The sequence below is a fragment of the Enterococcus sp. DIV1758 genome (assembly GCF_051711985.1).
GTDB classification, from domain to species: domain Bacteria; phylum Bacillota; class Bacilli; order Lactobacillales; family Enterococcaceae; genus Enterococcus; species Enterococcus faecalis.
Genome location: NZ_JBIOOA010000001.1, coordinates 2,352,677 through 2,370,000, shown reverse-complemented (window position 1 = coordinate 2,370,000; position 17,324 = coordinate 2,352,677). Strand labels below are relative to the sequence as shown.

Genomic DNA, 17,324 nt, shown 5'->3' with positions numbered 1-17,324 from the left:
ACATTTATAAGATTAAAAGGATCCTACCGAAGAATGAATACATCAAATTTTAGCTATGGTATAATGTGTTTATTATAGTTAGTAAAGCAGAAAAGGAGGAGCGGGTTTGAAAATATTGTTATATTTTGAAGGTGAGAAAATCTTAGCTAAATCAGGCATTGGTCGAGCATTAGATCACCAGAAACGAGCGCTCTCTGAAGTTGGAATAGAATATACATTAGATGCTGATTGCAGTGACTATGATATATTGCATATTAATACATATGGCATAAATAGCCATCGTATGGTCAGAAAAGCACGCAAACTAGGAAAAAAGGTTATTTATCATGCCCATTCGACAGAAGAAGACTTTCGTAATTCCTTTATTGGGTCTAATCAACTAGCACCATTAGTAAAAAAATATCTTATCAGTTTGTATTCCAAAGCGGATCATTTAATTACACCAACACCGTATTCTAAAACATTGCTGGAAGGTTATGGCATTAAAGTGCCTATTTCGGCGATCTCAAATGGTATTGATTTATCACGTTTTTATCCTTCAGAAGAAAAGGAACAAAAATTCCGAGAATATTTTAAAATAGATGAAGAGAAAAAAGTAATTATTTGTGTGGGATTATTTTTTGAACGCAAAGGAATCACTGATTTTATTGAAGTTGCACGACAGTTACCAGAGTATCAATTTATCTGGTTTGGTGATACACCAATGTATTCTATCCCTAAAAATATCCGACAATTAGTTAAAGAAGATCATCCAGAAAATGTTATTTTCCCAGGTTATATTAAAGGAGATGTCATCGAAGGGGCGTATGCGGCAGCGAATCTCTTCTTTTTCCCTTCGCGTGAAGAAACGGAAGGAATTGTTGTTTTAGAAGCATTAGCTAGTCAGCAACAAGTTTTAGTGCGTGATATTCCAGTTTATCAAGGCTGGCTAGTGGCTAATGAAAATTGTTATATGGGTCATTCTATTGAAGAATTTAAAAAATATATTGAAGGCTTATTAGAAGGGAAAATACCTAGCACTAGACAAGCAGGCTATCAAGTAGCAGAGCAAAGAAGTATCAAGCAAATTGGTTACGAGTTAAAAGAAGTCTACGAAACAGTCTTATCTTAACAAATATTGAAGACAGTTATTGTTAGATGAAATGGAGGTAATGAGAGTGAAAATTGGTTTTTTTACTGATACGTATTTCCCGCAAGTGAGTGGGGTAGCGACTTCTATTAAGACCTTAAAAGATGAATTAGAAAAGCACGGCCATGAAGTGTATATTTTTACGACAACCGATCCTAACGCGACTGATTTTGAAGAAGATGTCATACGAATGCCTAGTGTGCCATTCGTATCTTTTAAAGATCGCCGAGTAGTGGTTCGCGGCATGTGGTACGCCTATTTAATTGCCAAAGAATTGGAATTAGATTTAATTCATACACATACTGAATTTGGTGCGGGTATTTTAGGGAAAATGGTTGGGAAAAAAATGAAAATTCCTGTCATCCATACGTATCATACGATGTATGAAGATTACTTACATTATATTGCTAAAGGAAAAGTTGTCCGTCCATCACATGTTAAATTCTTTTCAAGAGTGTTTACAAATCATACGACAGGTGTTGTTTGTCCCAGTGAACGTGTAATAGAAAAATTACGGGATTATGGAGTGACCGCACCAATGAGAATTATTCCAACAGGGATCGAAATTGATAAGTTTTTACGTCCCGATATTACTGAGGAAATGATCGCTGGAATGCGTCAACAACTAGGTATTGAAGAGCAACAGATTATGTTGTTATCGTTAAGTCGAATTTCTTATGAAAAAAATATTCAAGCAATTATTCAAGGGTTACCACAAATTATTGAAAAATTACCACAAACTCGTTTAGTAATAGTTGGAAATGGTCCCTATCTAGAGGATTTAAAAGAATTAGCAGAAGAACTAGAAGTCAGTGAATACGTTCAATTTACGGGTGAAGTGCCAAATGAAGAAGTCGCCATTTATTATAAAGCTGCTGACTATTTTGTCAGCGCCTCAACGTCGGAAACACAAGGCTTAACTTATACAGAAGCGATGGCTGCTGGCGTTCAATGTGTTGCAGAAGGGAACGCCTATTTAAATAATTTATTTGATCATGAAAGCTTAGGCAAAACTTTTAAGACAGACAGTGATTTTGCCCCAACATTGATTGACTATATACAAGCAAATATTAAAATGGACCAAACTATTTTAGATGAAAAATTATTTGAAATTTCTTCTACAAACTTTGGCAATAAAATGATTGAATTTTATCAAGATACATTGATTTACTTTGATCAACTTCAAATGGAAAAAGAAAATGCGGACTCAATAAAAAAAATTAAAGTAAAATTTACATCTTTAAGAAAATAAACTGCAAAACTTTCCTCCTTCGTTTATACTGAAGGAGGAAAGTTTTTTATTTTAAGAACGGAGGAAGCTACTATGTCTAAAATCGGCTTTATTGGAACGGGTGTCATGGGGAAATCAATTATTCGTAATATGATGAAAAACAATTTATCTGTCAATGTTTATAATCGAACAAAAAGTAAAACAGATGATTTAGTTGCTGAAGGAGCAGTTTGGTATGATACGCCAAAAGCAATTGCGGAAGCCAGCGATATCATTTTTACAATGGTTGGCTTTCCTTCAGATGTTGAAGGCGTGTATTTTAATGAAACAGGGATTTTTCAAGCAGATCTTACAGGTAAAATAGTAGTAGATTTAACCACAAGTACGCCCACCTTGGCTGAAAAGATTGCCAAAAAAGCAGCAGAAGTGGGTGCTCATGCGTTGGATGCGCCAGTTTCTGGTGGTGACTTAGGTGCTAAAAATGGTACTTTAACAATTATGGTTGGTGGCGATCAAGAAAGTTATGAGACCGTCTTACCAATTTTCAAAACATTTGGTAAAACATTTATGCTACATGGCTCAGCTGGAAAAGGGCAACACACTAAGATGGCGAATCAGTTAATGATTGCAGGCACAATGACCGGTTTGACTGAAATGCTCGTTTACGCAAATGCGACAGGATTAACTTTAGAAAAAGTTCTGGAAACAGTCGGTGGTGGCAGTGCTGCAAACTGGTCATTAAGTAATTATGGACCACGTATTTTAAAAGAAGATTATACGCCAGGCTTTTTTGTTAAACATTTTATCAAAGATTTAAAGATTGCGTTAGATGAAGCAAAAAAACTTGACCTTCCATTACCAGCGACGCAAAAAGCGACAGAATTATATGAAAGCCTTGCAGATAAAGGGTTTGAAAATGATGGCACACAGGCCTTAATTAAGCTTTGGTGGACAGATGGCAAGCAACCAACGAATAAAAATTAAAGAACAACAAAAAAATCAAAAAAAATGACGAAAAATCATGCAAGTTAGGCAATGTTTTGTTACAATGGTACAGAACTAGTTTGCAAAAGGAGGCCCACTGATGAAACATTCACAACTTGTGGCGATTATTAAGAGACTGGAAGCAATGATCGAAGCAGCAGATAATGAAGTACAAGTACGCCGCTTTGAACGTGAAGGCGTAGAGAAATGTATTGTAAGTTTTGATAAATCAACAGAAACATTTGAATTAACAGAATCTGATACGCACCAAAGCTATCAATTCGATAACATCGATATTGTAGCAATGGAAATTTACGACTTAATTCAATAATTAATCGTCCTACATTTTAATAAGGGAGTGGAGTAGAAGCACCAAAGCTTCTGGTTCACTCTCTTCTCGTATTATCCAGTCAAGTTGTAGCAATAGCTTAGTGGGAGTTTAAGAATTATATAACAAAAATCACTGGCACTTCTCAATCAGGGGAGTGCCAGTGATGCTTTTTAGTTGCACTTCTTTCCTTTTTCTGTGAAAATAGTTTGGGTATCAAAGTAATTGATCCTTTTTTTAAAAGCCTCGTCCCTTGAAAATGCGCCTTTTTTGAAATGTTTGAAGAATATTTCATTAAAAATATAGAAAATTCTCTTGCATTCTTTGCTTATTTACGATATAGTTTGAACATCAAATGTTTTGATAATCAAAGTATATGGATGGTGCACAGAATGGAACCTAATTTAGAAACAGTCAACGATTACTTAGTCAGTGTCTTTAATGACATCTTAACGATTGAAGAATCTGAATTGAAAAAATCACAATTTAATGATTTATCCATTACGGAGATGCACACAATCGAAGCAATTGGTATGTACAAGAAAAAAACGTCTTCAGAAGTAGCCAAGGAACTGTCAATTACCGTTGGAACACTTACTGTAGCGATTAACAACTTAGTTAAAAAAGGCTATGTTGAACGTTTGCGTAGTGAAGATGATCGACGTGTAGTAAAGCTTGGCTTAACCAAAAAGGGAAAATTACTTTTTAGAGTCCATCAGCATTTTCATCGTGAAATGGTTAAAAACATTTTGAAAGGCATGGAGCAAGAAGAAGAACAAGCGCTGTTAAGAGCACTAAAAAATCTTCATGATTTCTTGCAAGAATACAAATAAAAAGTGAGGATCCTCATGAAGAATTATGCACGAATTAGTTGTACAAGCCGTTATGTTCCAGAGAATTGTGTCACGAATCACCAACTGAGTGAAATGATGGATACCTCTGATGAATGGATACATTCGCGAACAGGCATTAGTGAACGTCGTATCGTTACGCAAGAAAATACGTCTGATTTATGTCATCAAGTCGCAAAACAGTTATTGGAAAAATCTGGAAAGCAAGCAAGTGAGATTGACTTTATTTTAGTTGCAACAGTGACACCAGATTTCAATATGCCTTCTGTTGCTTGCCAAGTGCAAGGCGCAATTGGCGCCACTGAGGCCTTTGCTTTTGACATCAGTGCAGCGTGTTCTGGTTTTGTCTATGCCTTAAGCATGGCAGAAAAACTAGTCCTAAGTGGTCGTTATCAAACAGGTCTAGTAATTGGTGGCGAAACATTTTCCAAAATGTTGGATTGGACCGATCGCTCCACAGCGGTGCTTTTCGGTGATGGGGCTGCCGGCGTCTTGATTGAAGCGGCTGAGACACCGCATTTTCTAAATGAAAAATTACAAGCAGACGGGCAACGCTGGGCGGCTTTAACGTCAGGCTACACGATCAACGAAAGTCCTTTTTATCAGGGGCATGAGCAGGCTAGTAAGACGCTACAGATGGAAGGACGTAGTATTTTTGATTTTGCGATTAAAGATGTTTCACAAAATATTTTATCCCTCGTGACGGACGAAACCGTGGATTATCTTCTACTACATCAAGCAAATGTGCGCATTATCGATAAAATTGCACGTAAGACGAAGATTTCCCGCGAGAAGTTTTTAACGAATATGGATAAATATGGCAATACCTCAGCTGCTAGCATTCCCATCTTGTTGGATGAAGCAGTTGAAAATGGGACCTTAATTTTAGGTTCCCAACAACGCGTGGTGCTAACAGGATTTGGCGGCGGCTTAACATGGGGCTCACTGCTCCTAACGCTGTAAAAAACTGTTCACATATAAATGAAGAAAATGACTATTTTGGAGGAATATACACATGGTATTTGAAAAAATTCAAGCAATTATCGTAGAAGAATTAGGAAAAGATGCTGAAGAGGTACAATTAACTACAAACATCCAAGAAGAATTAGACGCGGATAGCTTAGATTTATTCCAAATCATTAACGAAATCGAAGATGAATTTGATGTGAAAATCGAAACAGAAGATGGCATCCAAACCGTTCAAGATTTAGTAACATATGTAGAAAAACAACAAGCAAACTAATACATGAAAATAGGGGGCTGGGACATTTAATTGCTAAATGACCCAGTCCCTAAAAAAACAAGTAAATAAGCTGGAAAAATCCTTTTTTACTTGAATGAAGTGTACTTATCTTAGAACTAAAGGACGTATAAAATCAATGAATCAACAGTTATGTGAGTTGCTTGGAATTAATTATCCCATTTTTCAAGGCGGTATGGCTTGGGTAGCCGATGCTTCATTAGCAAGTGCCGTGTCAAACGCTGGTGGATTAGGGATTATTGCTGGCGGCAATGCCCCAAAAGAAGTCGTAAAAAAAGAAATTAAAAAAGTTAAAGAATTAACGGAACAACCCTTTGGTGTCAATATCATGTTACTTTCACCTTTTGCCGATGAAATTGTCGATTTGGTTTGTGAAGAACAGGTTCCTGTCGTAACGACAGGTGCGGGCAATCCAGCCAAATACATGGCTCGTTTTAAAGAACATAACATTAAAGTAATCCCAGTAGTTCCTTCTGTTGCTTTAGCAAAAAGAATGGAAAAAATTGGTGCCGATGCTGTCATTTTTGAAGGAATGGAAGCTGGTGGACATATTGGCAAATTAACCACTATGAGTGGCTTACCGCAAATCGTTGACGCCGTGTCAATTCCTGTGATTGCAGCAGGTGGGATTGGTGATGGTCGTGGTATGGCTGCTGCCTTTATGTTAGGTGCTGAAGCAGTCCAGTTAGGTACACGTTTTTTAATTGCCAAAGAATGCAACGTTCATCCAGATTATAAACAGAAAGTTTTAAAGGCACGTGATTTAGATGCAGTAATTACCTGTCAACATTTTGGCCATCCAGTGCGTACTTTAAAAAATAAATTAACCGCTCAATATAATCAATTAGAAAAGCAAGAACTCCAAAAAGAAGTGCCTGATTTAGAAATGTTTGAAAAAATTGGTCAGGGCGCTTTGCGCAAAGCTGTCGTTGACGGGGATATGGATTACGGTACCGTCATGGCGGGACAAATTGCCGGGTTAATAAAAAAAGAAGAAACAGCCCAAGAAATCATTGATTCACTCATGTCTGAATGCAAAGCGATTGTACATAAGATGAATCAGCGTTGGGGCTAAGTGGATAATTTTAACAAAAAATGAGGTGTCGTATGAAAACAGCGATTTTATTTAGTGGACAAGGAGCCCAGTATCAAGGGATGGGTGAAGAATTATATCACCAAGAAGCGATTGTTCGGGAAACCTTCGATGAAGCAAGTCATATCTTAGGTTATGAGATGGCAGAACTTTGTTTTACTGAAAATGAACGTTTAAATGAAACAGAATATACGCAACCTGCTATTTTGACAGTCAGTGTCGCATTTTACCGTCTTTTGCAACAAAAAGGACTAACGCCTGATGTCGTAGCGGGTTTAAGCTTAGGGGAATATAGTGCTTTGGTTGCCAGCGGGGCTTTGCGCTTTTCAGAAGCAGTGGCCTTGGTCCAAAAGCGCGGTCAGTACATGACAGACGCAGCACCACAAGGAACTGGCAAAATGGTTGCTGTCATGAATGCTGAGCGTGAAGTAATTGAAAAAGCCTGTCAAGAAGCCAGTGATTTCGGAATTGTGGCTCCAGCAAATTATAATACACCACAACAAATCGTGATTGGTGGTGAGGTTGCTGCTGTTGATCAAGCGATGACACTTCTCAAAGAAGCTGGTGTGAAGCGAATGATTCCGTTAAATGTGAGTGGTCCTTTCCATACGGCACTGTTACAACCAGCATCAAAAAAGTTGGCTCAGGATTTAGCAAAATTGAACTTTCAAACGATGCAAATTCCTGTCATTAGTAATACGACTGCCGAAATTATGCCCCAAGAGGCAATTCAAGCGTTATTGGAAAAGCAAGTCATGTCTGCGGTACGTTTTGAAGACAGTATCGAAACGATGAAGGCTATGAACGTAGGAACGATGATTGAAGTTGGTCCAGGGAAAACATTAACTGGTTTTGTTAAAAAAATTGACAAAACAATTGAAATGCACCGTGTGGAAGATGTTGCAACATTAACAGAAACGTTAACAGCACTTACTGGGAGGTAAAAAATGGAATTAACAGGAAAAAACGTATTTATTACTGGAAGCACTCGTGGGATTGGCAAAGCAGTTGCGTTGGCTTTTGCGAAAGAGGGCGCCAATATTGTTTTAAACGGTCGGAGTGAGATTACGCCAGAACAACGACAAGAAATTGAAGCCTTTGGGGTAAAATGTATTGGCCTTTCTGGAGATATTTCCGATTTTGATGCAGCAGGTGAGATGATTCAAGCAACCGTTGACCAATTAGGCTCGATTGATATTCTGGTGAATAACGCTGGGATTACGAATGATAAATTATTATTACGAATGACAAAAGAGGATTTTAATGCCTGTTTAGATATTAACTTGGTAGGAACTTTTAACATGACCCAACAAGCGGTTAAACGTATGATGAAACAACGAAGTGGTCGGATTATTAATATGGCTAGCGTTTCTGGTTTAATGGGAAATGTTGGTCAAGCAAACTACGCTGCGAGTAAAGCAGGTGTCGTTGGTTTTACTAAATCGGTGGCACGAGAAGTTGCGCCGCGCGGTATTACCTGCAATGCGATTGCACCAGGGTTTATCCAAACAGAAATGACGGATGTTTTATCGGAAAAAGTTAAAACACAAATGAATGCGCAAATTCCCTTACAAACGTTTGGGCAAGTCGAAGATGTCGCAGCTACAGCGATTTTCTTAGCTAAAAGTCCCTATATTACTGGGCAAGTCGTGAATGTTGATGGCGGCTTAGTCATGCACGGATAAACGAAAGGAGTCAAAAGGATGAATCGAGTAGTTATTACTGGTTACGGTGTCACCTCGCCGATTGGCAATGAACCTGAGACTTTTTTAGAAAGTTTGAAAACAGGGAAAAATGGTATCGGACCGATTAGTAAATTTGATGTTAGTGAAACAGGTGTCACCTTAGCAGCTGAAGTGAAAGACTTTCCAATGGAAAAATATTTTGTTAAAAAAGATGGCAAACGCATGGATAAGTTTTCGTTATTTGGCATTTATGCGGCCTTAGAAGCAATGGCTATGAGTGGCTTGGATACCAGTCAACTAGATGTGGATCGGTTTGGCGTTATGGTGGGTTCCGGGATTGGTGGTTTGGAAACAATTCAAAATCAAGTAATTCGGATGCACGACAAAGGACCTGAACGTGTGGCACCGTTATTTATTCCAATGGCGATTGGAAACATGGTGGCGGGAAATATTGCTTTACGTGTTGGTGCCAAAGGAATTTGTACGTCAACAGTGACGGCTTGTGCTAGCGCAACTCATTCAATTGGGGAAGCGTTCCGCAATATCAAACATGGCTACTCCGATGTCGTTATTGCCGGTGGAGCAGAAGCGCCTATTACAGAAATCGGTATTTCAGGATTTGCTTCCTTGACCGCTTTAACAAAGGCGACTGACCCAGAAAAAGCCTCAATTCCCTTTGATAAAGAACGTAGTGGATTTGTGATGGGAGAAGGTGCGGGTGTCTTTATTTTAGAATCATTAGATCATGCTCTAGAACGAGGCGCAACTATTTTAGGTGAAGTGGTTGGCTATGGTGCTAATTGCGATGCCTATCATATGACATCACCAACACCAGATGGGAGCGGCGCAGCGAAAGCCATGGTACTAGCAATGGAAGAAGCTGGGATTTCTCCAGAAAAAATTGGCTATATTAACGCCCATGGAACAAGCACACAAGCTAATGACAGTGCAGAATCTAAAGCTATTGAATTGGCTTTAGGTAATGCCGCAAAAACGGCGTATGTAAGTAGTACGAAGAGTATGACGGGACATCTCTTAGGCGCCGCTGGTGGGATTGAAGGAATTGCTACCCTAAATGCTTTACAACATCAATTTATTCCGCCAACCATTAATGTGGAAAATCAAGATGAAGCAATTACGGTGAACGTTGTTTTAAACGAAAGCAAAGAGCATAAATTTGATTATGCTTTAAGTAACTCGCTAGGCTTTGGTGGCCACAATGCAGTTATTTGCTTAAAACGCTGGGAGGATTAACATGCAGTTAGAAGAAGTAAAAGCACTATTAACACAATTTGATCAATCAACTTTAACCGAATTTGATTTACGAGAAGGCTCGTTTGAATTATATATGAATAAAAATACAGCTTCTGGGCGAAGTGCCGTAGAACCAATGGCGCAACCACAAGAAACATCAGTAGCCGCTAGTGGAGTTTCAGTGCCTATTGAAACAGTTTCTGTAGCTGAAGAAACGCCAACCAATACACCGACAGCCAATGAAAAGACAGAAGAAATTCCGTCACCCATTGTAGGAATCGTTTATTTACAACCAGCACCAGATAAAGAAAACTTTGTCAAAGTAGGAGACACTGTTAAAACGGGTGACGTTGTGTGTATCGTTGAAGCGATGAAATTAATGAATGAAATTACGGCGACAGTTGACGGTGTGATTACTGAAATATTAGTCAACAATGAAGATGTGGTTGAATTTGGTCAGCCGCTATTCCGAGTTGCTAAAGGAGAATAAAACATGAAATTAACAATTACAGAAATTCAAGAAATTTTACCACATCGCTATCCCTTTTTATTATTAGATAGTGTTGAAGAAGTCATTCCCGGGGAACGCGTTGTAGCGAAAAAGAATGTAACGGTTAATGAGCAAGTTTTTCAAGGTCATTTTCCTGGGAATCCTGTTTTGCCAGGAGTTTTAATTATTGAATCGTTGGCTCAAGCAGGCGCCGTGGCATTACTTTCAATGCCTGAATTCAAAGGGAAAACGGCATACTTTGGTGGATTAGATAAAGCAAAATTTAGACAAAAGGTAACACCAGGCGACACATTAATTTTAGAGGTTGAACTTTTAAAAGTCCGCGCTTCTGCTGGAATGGGTAAAGGTGTGGCAAAAGTTAATGGAAAAAAAGTTGCCGAGGCTGAATTAACCTTTATGATTGGATAGGTGAAAAATGTTTTCGAAAGTATTAATCGCAAACCGCGGAGAAATCGCTGTTCGTATTATTCGTGCCTGTCGCGAATTAGGCGTTCAAACAGTTGCTGTTTACTCTGAAGCGGATCAAGAAGCGTTACACACACAGTTAGCAGATGAAGCCATTTGTATTGGACCGGCGAAAGCAACTGATTCTTATTTAAATGTTCAAGCTGTTTTAAGTGCAGCGATTGTTACCAATGCTGAAGCGATTCATCCAGGGTTTGGTTTCTTATCTGAAAATAGTCAATTTGCTTCAATGTGCGAAGAATGCAACATTACTTTTATCGGTCCTAAAGCAGAAACGATTGATGCGATGGGCAATAAAATAAACGCACGTCAACTGATGCAAAAAGCCAAGGTACCTGTTATTCCTGGGAGTGATGGCGTCATTGATTCTGTCGAAGAAGCGTTGACGATTGCTGAAGAAATTGGTTACCCAGTGATGTTAAAGGCAGCTGCTGGTGGTGGCGGAAAAGGAATCCGAAAAGTTCTTTCAAAAGAAGAGTTACCGAAACACTTTACTTCAGCGCAGCAAGAAGCTAAAGCCGCATTTGGTAATGATGATATGTATTTAGAAAAAATTATTTATCCAGCACGTCATATCGAAGTGCAAATTCTAGGTGATCAATATGGGCATGTGATTCACTTAGGGGAACGTGATTGCTCACTACAAAGAAATAATCAAAAAGTGTTAGAAGAATCACCATCGATTGCTATTTCTGAAGAAAAGCGTCAGATGTTAGGCGAAACGGCCGTTCGAGCGGCACAAGCTGTGCATTATGAAAATGCCGGAACCATTGAATTTTTGATGGATCCAGCTGGCGCCTTTTATTTCATGGAAATGAATACCCGCATCCAAGTCGAACATCCAGTTACGGAAATGGTAACAGGGATTGATTTAGTCAAAGCACAATTAGAAATTGCTTCAGGTGAACCTTTAGGCTATACCCAAGAGGATGTTACCATGACTGGGCATGCGATTGAGTGCCGAATTAACGCTGAAAATCCTGCCTTTAATTTTGCTCCTTCACCAGGTAAAATTCAAAATCTCTTGTTGCCTAGTGGTGGAATGGGCTTGCGTGTAGACAGCGCTATGTATTCAGGGTATTCAATTCCACCTTATTATGATTCAATGATTGCGAAAGTCATCGTACATGGTGAAAATCGTTTTGATGCCTTGATGAAAATGCAAAGGGCTTTAAATGAAATTGTAACAGAAGGTATTATTACGAATGCCGAATTCCAATTGGATTTAATTACACATGACAATGTTTTGACAGGTGACTATGACACAAGCTTTTTACAAGAAACATTTCTACCAAATTGGGAGCCAGAAAGCAATCATTAAAGAAAGAACGCCGCAAGAGCTCTCTTGCTTGGAAAGATCAGTGATCTTTTGAAAGGAGCTGAGCTCTTGCCGCTAAAATACGAGGAGTAAGCAAATGGCATTATTTAAAAAGAAAAATTACATTCGCATTAATCCAAATCGTGCTGATGCAAATGATGCATCAAAGAAGCCTTCTGTTCCAGATAATATGTGGGCAAAATGCCCTTCTTGTAAGCGAACACTGTATACAAAAGAAATGGGTGCAGAAAAAATCTGTCCGCATTGCGGCTATAGTTTTCGGATTGGTGCATGGGAACGATTAGCGATAACCGTTGATGAAAAAAGTTTCCACAATTGGGACAGTAAATTAGTGACAAAAGATCCACTAAATTTTCCAGGTTATCTTGAAAAAATTGAAAAAATGCAAGAAAAAACTGGACTAGATGAAGCTGTCTTAACGGGAGAAGCAACAATCGAAGGACAAGCTGTTGCAATAGGAATCATGGACGCTAATTTTATCATGGGCAGTATGGGAACGATTGTTGGTGAAAAAATCACACGCTTGTTTGAGCGGGCGACAGAAAAGCATTTACCAGTGGTGATTTTTACTGCATCTGGTGGTGCCCGTATGCAAGAAGGAATTTTTTCATTGATGCAAATGGCGAAAATTTCGGCCGCTTTGCAACGGCATAACAAAGCAGGCTTGCTGTATCTTACGGTATTGACTGATCCAACGACTGGCGGTGTTACCGCAAGTTTTGCGATGGATGGCGATATTATTTTGGCAGAGCCTCAGAGTTTAATCGGTTTTGCTGGCCGCCGTGTAATTGAACAAACGATTCGTCAAGAGTTGCCAGATGATTTTCAAAAGGCCGAGTTTCTTTTAGAACATGGTTTTGTAGATCAGATTGTGCCAAGAAATCTTTTGCGTCAACGATTGAGCGACTTGTTACGTTTACATTCTTTGGAAGGGTGGCGCTAACATGGAAAAGAAAACAGCCAATGATGTTGTTACCTTGGCAAGAGCTCAAGATCGTTTGACAACTTTAGAATATATAGAAGCAATTTTTGAGGACTTTTTAGAATTTCATGGGGATCGTTACTTTGCCGATGATTTAGCTGTAGTCGGTGGTGTTGCTACTTTGCAAGGGAAACCAGTTACAGTGGTAGGTATCCAAAAAGGTCGAAATCTACCAGAAAATATTGAACGTAATTTTGGTTCACCTAATCCTGAAGGGTATCGCAAAGCGTTACGTTTAATGAAACAAGCGGAAAAATTTAATCGCCCAGTCATTACCTTTGTGAACACTGCTGGTGCCTATTGTGGGATTGGTGCCGAAGAGCGGGGAGAAGGGGAAGCCATTGCGCAAAACCTGTTAGAAATGTCTGATTTGAAAGTGCCAATCATTTCAGTCATCATTGGTGAGGGTGGCAGTGGCGGTGCTTTAGCGTTAGCAGTCGCAGATGAAGTTTGGATGTTGGAACACACGATTTATGCGGTTCTTTCGCCAGAAGGTTTCGCCTCTATTTTGTGGAAAGATGGCAGTCGTGCGAAAGAAGCAGCAGAATTGATGAAAATCACAGCGACAGAGCTGAAGGAATTAGCTATTGTAGATAAAGTAATTCCGGAAGTTATGAACGGTCAGCCTCTGGAACAAGCAAAAATTAATCGCATGTTACAAAAAGCGTTCATTTCAAAATTAACTGAATTAGCTAAATTAGATACGGAAACGTTACTAGAAAAAAGATACCAACGTTTTCGCAAATATTAGAAGTTACTACTCATCAACGAACTTTTCAGGGGTTGATGGGTGGCTTTTTTTATTTTTTCTTTTATTTTACTTGTTCTTTTACAAGGAACGACCGTCCTTTATAGAAATTTTCAGTAAAATGCAGTATAATACAATAGGTAGAGACTGAAGCATAATTGTTTAGTTATGTTTCAGTCTCTTAAAATCGAAGAAACTACATAGTGTCAGTGAGAGGAGTCACGATGTTTTCAAAATATAAACCGACATGGATGATTGATGCGATTTATAAAATTACCCCCGCACAATTAAAAAAACTGGGGATTAAGGCAGTACTAACTGACTTAGATAATACGTTAATTGCTTGGAATAATCCCGATGGAACAGAAGAATTAAAAACTTGGTTATTAGAAATGAAAAATGCAGGAATTACTGTCCTCGTTGTTTCAAACAACAAAGACAGCCGGATTAAACGCGTTGTTGAAAAGTTTGACTTAGATTATGTAGCACGTGCCTTGAAACCAACCGCACGTGGCTTCAAATTAGCAGAAAAAAAATTAGGCTTGAAGCCATCTGAAATGTTAATGGTCGGCGATCAGATTATGACAGATATTCGGGGAGCTAACGCAGCGGGTATACGCAATGTTTTAGTTCAACCGATTGTCGATACAGATGGCTGGAATACTAGAATCAATCGGTTCTTTGAACGGAAAATTATGAAATACTTATCAAAAAAACATCCAGAAATGACATGGAGAGGCGGATTAGAATGACAGAGGCAATTCATTGTATTGGCTGTGGTGCGATTATCCAAACGGAAAATCCTCATGAATTAGGCTATACACCAAAAACAGCTTTCGAAAAAGGAATGGAAACAGGGGAAGTTTATTGCCAACGTTGTTTTCGCTTAAGACATTATAATGACATTCAAGATGTCCAATTAACAGATGATGACTTTTTACGTTTATTGAATGGTTTAGGAACAGAAGATGCACTGATTGTGAACGTAGTGGATATTTTTGACTTTAATGGCTCTCTTATTCCAGGACTACATCGTTTTATCGGAGATAATCCTGTGTTGTTAGTTGGCAATAAAGTGGATATTTTGCCTAAATCATTAAAAAAACCTAAAATGGTTCAATGGATGAGAGAACGGGCCCATGAAGCAGGATTACGCCCTGTTGATGTTTTACTAACAAGTGGCAAGAAACCACAAGAAATGCAAGAGTTATTAGATACGATCGAAAAATATCGTGAAGGCCGAGACGTTTATGTCGTAGGTGTGACCAATGTTGGAAAATCAACATTAATCAATCAAATCATTCAACAAACAGTGGGTGTTCAAGATGTGATTACGACATCACAATTTCCTGGAACAACGCTAGATAAAATTGAAATTCCATTAGACGATGGCCACTTCTTAATCGATACGCCAGGAATTATTCACCGTCATCAAATGGCACATTACCTAGGTAAAAAAGACTTGAAAATTATTGCACCGCAAAAAGAAATCAAACCAAAAGTTTACCAATTAAATGCTGAACAAACCTTGTTTTTAGGTGGCTTGGCTCGCTTTGATTATGTCCAAGGTGCTAAAAGTTCCTTCATTGCCTACGTTTCCAATGACTTAAATTTACACCGAACAAAAACAGCAACCGCCGATGCTTTTTATGAAAAACATGTTGGTGGCTTATTGCAGCCTCCACGTGCCGATGAAGTCGCTGAGTTTCCTGAATTAGTGCGCTTTGAATTTTCCGTGAAAGAAAAAACGGATATTGTGTTTGCTGGTCTAGGTTGGATTACTGTCACAGAACCTGGTGTAGTCGCTGGTTGGGCGCCTAAAGGTGTCGATGTTTTACGTAGAAAAGCATTAATTTAAATTTTAGAGAGAAGGCAAACAATTTGAAACTTAGAGGAAAACAAAAACGTTATTTACGTAGTCAGGCACACCATTTACAACCTATTTTTCAAGTAGGCAAAGGTGGTTTGAATGACGCAATGATTACACAAATTGACGAAGCGTTGGAAAAACGTGAATTGATTAAAATTACGTTATTACAAAATACAGATGAAATAGCAGAAGAGGTTGCAGAAGAACTAACAGCAGCCATTCATTGCGATGTGGTACAAATTATTGGTCGCGTGCTGGTCTTATTCAAGCCATCAAGTAAAGAAAAATATCAAAAAATTTCAGCAGCAGTCAAAGAGATTTAATATTGGAGGGATGAACAATGGGAGAAAAAAGACAAGCGCGTCAAGGAGCGGACGTTCTCTTGCAAGAGGAACCGTTACGTTTTCAAACAAGAAAGCAAGTCGGCTTGTTAGGTGGTAATTTTAATCCCGTTCATTTAGCACATCTTGTCATGGCCGATCAAGTTCAAAATCAACTAGGTTTGGACAAAGTTTACTTAATGCCTACGTACTTACCACCACATGTAGACGAAAAGAAAACAATTAGCAGTGAACATCGGTTAGCGATGTTAGAACTAGCAGTGGCTGATAATCCCTGCTTAGATATAGAGCCAATTGAATTAATTCGCAAAGGCAAAAGTTACACGTATGATACAATGAAAGCCTTAAAAGAAGCCAATCCAGATACTGATTATTATTTTATAATTGGTGGAGATATGGTGGAATACTTGCCCAAATGGCATCGGATTGATGACTTACTCCATTTAGTTCAATTTGTCGGCATTCGGCGTCCTAATTATCCAACGGAATCTACCTATCCAATTATTTGGGTCGATGTTCCGCAGATGGCGATTAGTTCCACTTTGATTAGACAAAAAGTCAAAAGTGGTTGCTCAACACGCTATCTTCTTCCAGAGAATGTGATAAACTATATTCAAGAGAAGGGACTGTATCAAGATGAGCTGGATAACAAATTATGATGCTGCACAACGTGAATTATTAATGCAAAAAGTCCAAATGCAAATGAGTGAACGTCGCTTTCGCCATGTGTTAGGAGTCGAGGAAACAGCTGTGGCCTTGGCAGCGAAATATGGTGCCGATGAAGCGAAAGCCAGTATTGCTGCTTTGACGCATGATTACGCCAAAGAACGTCCAAACGATGAATTCGAGTTGATTATTCGCCGAGATGGTTTTGATTTGGCTTTATTAAACTATGGCAATGAAATTTGGCATGGCTTAGTTGGGGCGGATATTGTTCAACGGGAATTAGCCATTGATGACGAAGAAATCTTGCAGGCAATTCGTGTGCATACAACTGGGGCTGCTAAGATGAGCTTGCTAGATAAAATTATTTATGTCGCAGATTACATTGAACCAGGACGTGATTTTCCAGGTGTGAAAGAAGCCCGTGAAATTGCCCTTGTTGACTTAGATGCAGCGGTTGCTTATGAAACGAAACATACCTTGTTACATTTGATTGAACAAGAACATAAAATTTATCCAAAAACGTTAGAGACCTACAATCAATGGGTCGTTAATCAAAAATAAAAGAAGAAAGAATTACTAGGAGGGA

Annotated in this window: 21 protein-coding genes; all 21 read left to right on the top strand. The window is 38.7% G+C overall.

The window, feature by feature from the left end; translation table 11 throughout:
- Positions 1 to 106: 106 nt before the first annotated feature.
- The 21 genes from bgsA (at position 107) to yqeK (ending at position 17,299) form a co-directional block, all read left to right on the top strand.
- Positions 107 to 1,111 (top strand): cell wall glycolipid biosynthesis glucosyltransferase BgsA, encoded by a 1,005-nt coding sequence (gene bgsA, locus IGJ52_RS11560; protein WP_002416427.1) that lies wholly within the window; start codon positions 107 to 109, stop codon positions 1,109 to 1,111.
- 46 nt (positions 1,112 to 1,157) lie between these two features.
- Positions 1,158 to 2,381: a cell wall glycolipid biosynthesis glucosyltransferase BgsB gene (gene bgsB, locus IGJ52_RS11555; RefSeq protein WP_002389260.1), complete on the top strand. Its 1,224-nt coding sequence runs from the start codon at positions 1,158 to 1,160 to the stop codon at positions 2,379 to 2,381.
- Between the two features lie 72 nt (positions 2,382 to 2,453).
- On the top strand, positions 2,454 to 3,344 hold the full coding sequence (locus tag IGJ52_RS11550; protein WP_002359377.1) for an NAD(P)-dependent oxidoreductase: 891 nt from the start codon (positions 2,454 to 2,456) through the stop codon (positions 3,342 to 3,344).
- Between the two features lie 100 nt (positions 3,345 to 3,444).
- Complete coding sequence (locus IGJ52_RS11545) at positions 3,445 to 3,675, top strand: YkuJ family protein (RefSeq protein ID WP_002379802.1); 231 nt, start codon at positions 3,445 to 3,447, stop codon at positions 3,673 to 3,675.
- A gap of 389 nt (positions 3,676 to 4,064) precedes the next feature.
- On the top strand, positions 4,065 to 4,505 hold the full coding sequence (gene fabT / locus IGJ52_RS11540; RefSeq protein WP_002362455.1) for a fatty acid biosynthesis transcriptional regulator FabT: 441 nt from the start codon (positions 4,065 to 4,067) through the stop codon (positions 4,503 to 4,505).
- 15 nt (positions 4,506 to 4,520) lie between these two features.
- Positions 4,521 to 5,486 (top strand): beta-ketoacyl-ACP synthase III, encoded by a 966-nt coding sequence (locus tag IGJ52_RS11535; protein WP_002359378.1) that lies wholly within the window; start codon positions 4,521 to 4,523, stop codon positions 5,484 to 5,486.
- Positions 5,487 to 5,538: 52 nt separating this feature from the next.
- On the top strand, positions 5,539 to 5,766 hold the full coding sequence (locus IGJ52_RS11530) for an acyl carrier protein (RefSeq protein WP_002356278.1): 228 nt from the start codon (positions 5,539 to 5,541) through the stop codon (positions 5,764 to 5,766).
- 136 nt (positions 5,767 to 5,902) lie between these two features.
- Positions 5,903 to 6,859 carry an enoyl-[acyl-carrier-protein] reductase FabK gene (gene fabK / locus IGJ52_RS11525; protein ID WP_438792121.1) on the top strand — a complete coding sequence of 319 codons (957 nt, stop codon included), beginning with the start codon at positions 5,903 to 5,905 and terminating at the stop codon, positions 6,857 to 6,859.
- Positions 6,860 to 6,891: 32 nt separating this feature from the next.
- Positions 6,892 to 7,821, top strand: coding sequence for an ACP S-malonyltransferase (gene fabD / locus IGJ52_RS11520; RefSeq protein WP_208772173.1), 930 nt, complete (start codon positions 6,892 to 6,894; stop codon positions 7,819 to 7,821).
- A gap of 3 nt (positions 7,822 to 7,824) precedes the next feature.
- Positions 7,825 to 8,562 (top strand): 3-oxoacyl-[acyl-carrier-protein] reductase, encoded by a 738-nt coding sequence (fabG, locus tag IGJ52_RS11515; RefSeq protein ID WP_002356283.1) that lies wholly within the window; start codon positions 7,825 to 7,827, stop codon positions 8,560 to 8,562.
- Positions 8,563 to 8,580: 18 nt separating this feature from the next.
- Positions 8,581 to 9,816, top strand: a complete 1,236-nt coding sequence (fabF, locus tag IGJ52_RS11510) for a beta-ketoacyl-ACP synthase II (protein ID WP_208772175.1) — start codon at positions 8,581 to 8,583, stop codon at positions 9,814 to 9,816.
- 1 nt (position 9,817) lies between these two features.
- Positions 9,818 to 10,306: an acetyl-CoA carboxylase biotin carboxyl carrier protein gene (gene accB, locus IGJ52_RS11505; protein ID WP_010816746.1), complete on the top strand. Its 489-nt coding sequence runs from the start codon at positions 9,818 to 9,820 to the stop codon at positions 10,304 to 10,306.
- A gap of 3 nt (positions 10,307 to 10,309) precedes the next feature.
- Complete coding sequence (gene fabZ / locus IGJ52_RS11500) at positions 10,310 to 10,735, top strand: 3-hydroxyacyl-ACP dehydratase FabZ (protein WP_002356286.1); 426 nt, start codon at positions 10,310 to 10,312, stop codon at positions 10,733 to 10,735.
- 7 nt (positions 10,736 to 10,742) lie between these two features.
- Positions 10,743 to 12,113, top strand: coding sequence for an acetyl-CoA carboxylase biotin carboxylase subunit (locus IGJ52_RS11495; protein ID WP_033600833.1), 1,371 nt, complete (start codon positions 10,743 to 10,745; stop codon positions 12,111 to 12,113).
- Between the two features lie 94 nt (positions 12,114 to 12,207).
- Entirely contained in the window at positions 12,208 to 13,074 is an 867-nt protein-coding gene (gene accD / locus IGJ52_RS11490; RefSeq protein WP_101732262.1) for an acetyl-CoA carboxylase, carboxyltransferase subunit beta, read from the top strand.
- Position 13,075: 1 nt separating this feature from the next.
- Positions 13,076 to 13,864: an acetyl-CoA carboxylase carboxyl transferase subunit alpha gene (locus tag IGJ52_RS11485; protein ID WP_002362363.1), complete on the top strand. Its 789-nt coding sequence runs from the start codon at positions 13,076 to 13,078 to the stop codon at positions 13,862 to 13,864.
- A 221-nt stretch (positions 13,865 to 14,085) separates the two neighbouring features.
- Entirely contained in the window at positions 14,086 to 14,613 is a 528-nt protein-coding gene (locus IGJ52_RS11480; RefSeq protein WP_002356296.1) for a YqeG family HAD IIIA-type phosphatase, read from the top strand.
- Positions 14,610 to 15,719 (top strand): ribosome biogenesis GTPase YqeH, encoded by a 1,110-nt coding sequence (gene yqeH / locus IGJ52_RS11475; RefSeq protein ID WP_002381381.1) that lies wholly within the window; start codon positions 14,610 to 14,612, stop codon positions 15,717 to 15,719. Before IGJ52_RS11480 ends, yqeH begins: the two co-directional genes overlap by 4 nt.
- Before the next feature lie 23 nt (positions 15,720 to 15,742).
- Complete coding sequence (yhbY, locus tag IGJ52_RS11470; RefSeq protein WP_002376442.1) at positions 15,743 to 16,054, top strand: ribosome assembly RNA-binding protein YhbY; 312 nt, start codon at positions 15,743 to 15,745, stop codon at positions 16,052 to 16,054.
- Between the two features lie 17 nt (positions 16,055 to 16,071).
- Complete coding sequence (locus tag IGJ52_RS11465; protein WP_002365150.1) at positions 16,072 to 16,731, top strand: nicotinate-nucleotide adenylyltransferase; 660 nt, start codon at positions 16,072 to 16,074, stop codon at positions 16,729 to 16,731.
- On the top strand, positions 16,709 to 17,299 hold the full coding sequence (gene yqeK, locus IGJ52_RS11460) for a bis(5'-nucleosyl)-tetraphosphatase (symmetrical) YqeK (protein WP_002356300.1): 591 nt from the start codon (positions 16,709 to 16,711) through the stop codon (positions 17,297 to 17,299). Before IGJ52_RS11465 ends, yqeK begins: the two co-directional genes overlap by 23 nt.
- Positions 17,300 to 17,324: the final 25 nt, after the last annotated feature.

Excerpts from the sequence above, each read along its gene's own strand:
- fabZ (WP_002356286.1), top strand. The coding sequence starts at position 10,310 with ATGAAATTAACAATTACAGAAATTCAAGAAATTTTACCACATCGCTAT.
- IGJ52_RS11550 (WP_002359377.1), top strand. The coding sequence starts at position 2,454 with ATGTCTAAAATCGGCTTTATTGGAACGGGTGTCATGGGGAAATCAATT.
- IGJ52_RS11545 (WP_002379802.1), top strand. The coding sequence starts at position 3,445 with ATGAAACATTCACAACTTGTGGCGATTATTAAGAGACTGGAAGCAATG.
- fabG (WP_002356283.1), top strand. The coding sequence starts at position 7,825 with ATGGAATTAACAGGAAAAAACGTATTTATTACTGGAAGCACTCGTGGG.
- accB (WP_010816746.1), top strand. The coding sequence starts at position 9,818 with ATGCAGTTAGAAGAAGTAAAAGCACTATTAACACAATTTGATCAATCA.
- IGJ52_RS11495 (WP_033600833.1), top strand. The coding sequence starts at position 10,743 with ATGTTTTCGAAAGTATTAATCGCAAACCGCGGAGAAATCGCTGTTCGT.
- IGJ52_RS11530 (WP_002356278.1), top strand. The coding sequence starts at position 5,539 with ATGGTATTTGAAAAAATTCAAGCAATTATCGTAGAAGAATTAGGAAAA.
- fabF (WP_208772175.1), top strand. The coding sequence starts at position 8,581 with ATGAATCGAGTAGTTATTACTGGTTACGGTGTCACCTCGCCGATTGGC.
- yqeK (WP_002356300.1), top strand. The coding sequence starts at position 16,709 with ATGAGCTGGATAACAAATTATGATGCTGCACAACGTGAATTATTAATG.
- fabT (WP_002362455.1), top strand. The coding sequence starts at position 4,065 with ATGGAACCTAATTTAGAAACAGTCAACGATTACTTAGTCAGTGTCTTT.
- fabK (WP_438792121.1), top strand. The coding sequence starts at position 5,903 with ATGAATCAACAGTTATGTGAGTTGCTTGGAATTAATTATCCCATTTTT.
- yqeH (WP_002381381.1), top strand. The coding sequence starts at position 14,610 with ATGACAGAGGCAATTCATTGTATTGGCTGTGGTGCGATTATCCAAACG.
- accD (WP_101732262.1), top strand. The coding sequence starts at position 12,208 with ATGGCATTATTTAAAAAGAAAAATTACATTCGCATTAATCCAAATCGT.
- IGJ52_RS11535 (WP_002359378.1), top strand. The coding sequence starts at position 4,521 with ATGAAGAATTATGCACGAATTAGTTGTACAAGCCGTTATGTTCCAGAG.
- IGJ52_RS11480 (WP_002356296.1), top strand. The coding sequence starts at position 14,086 with ATGTTTTCAAAATATAAACCGACATGGATGATTGATGCGATTTATAAA.
- IGJ52_RS11485 (WP_002362363.1), top strand. The coding sequence starts at position 13,076 with ATGGAAAAGAAAACAGCCAATGATGTTGTTACCTTGGCAAGAGCTCAA.
- fabD (WP_208772173.1), top strand. The coding sequence starts at position 6,892 with ATGAAAACAGCGATTTTATTTAGTGGACAAGGAGCCCAGTATCAAGGG.
- IGJ52_RS11465 (WP_002365150.1), top strand. The coding sequence starts at position 16,072 with ATGGGAGAAAAAAGACAAGCGCGTCAAGGAGCGGACGTTCTCTTGCAA.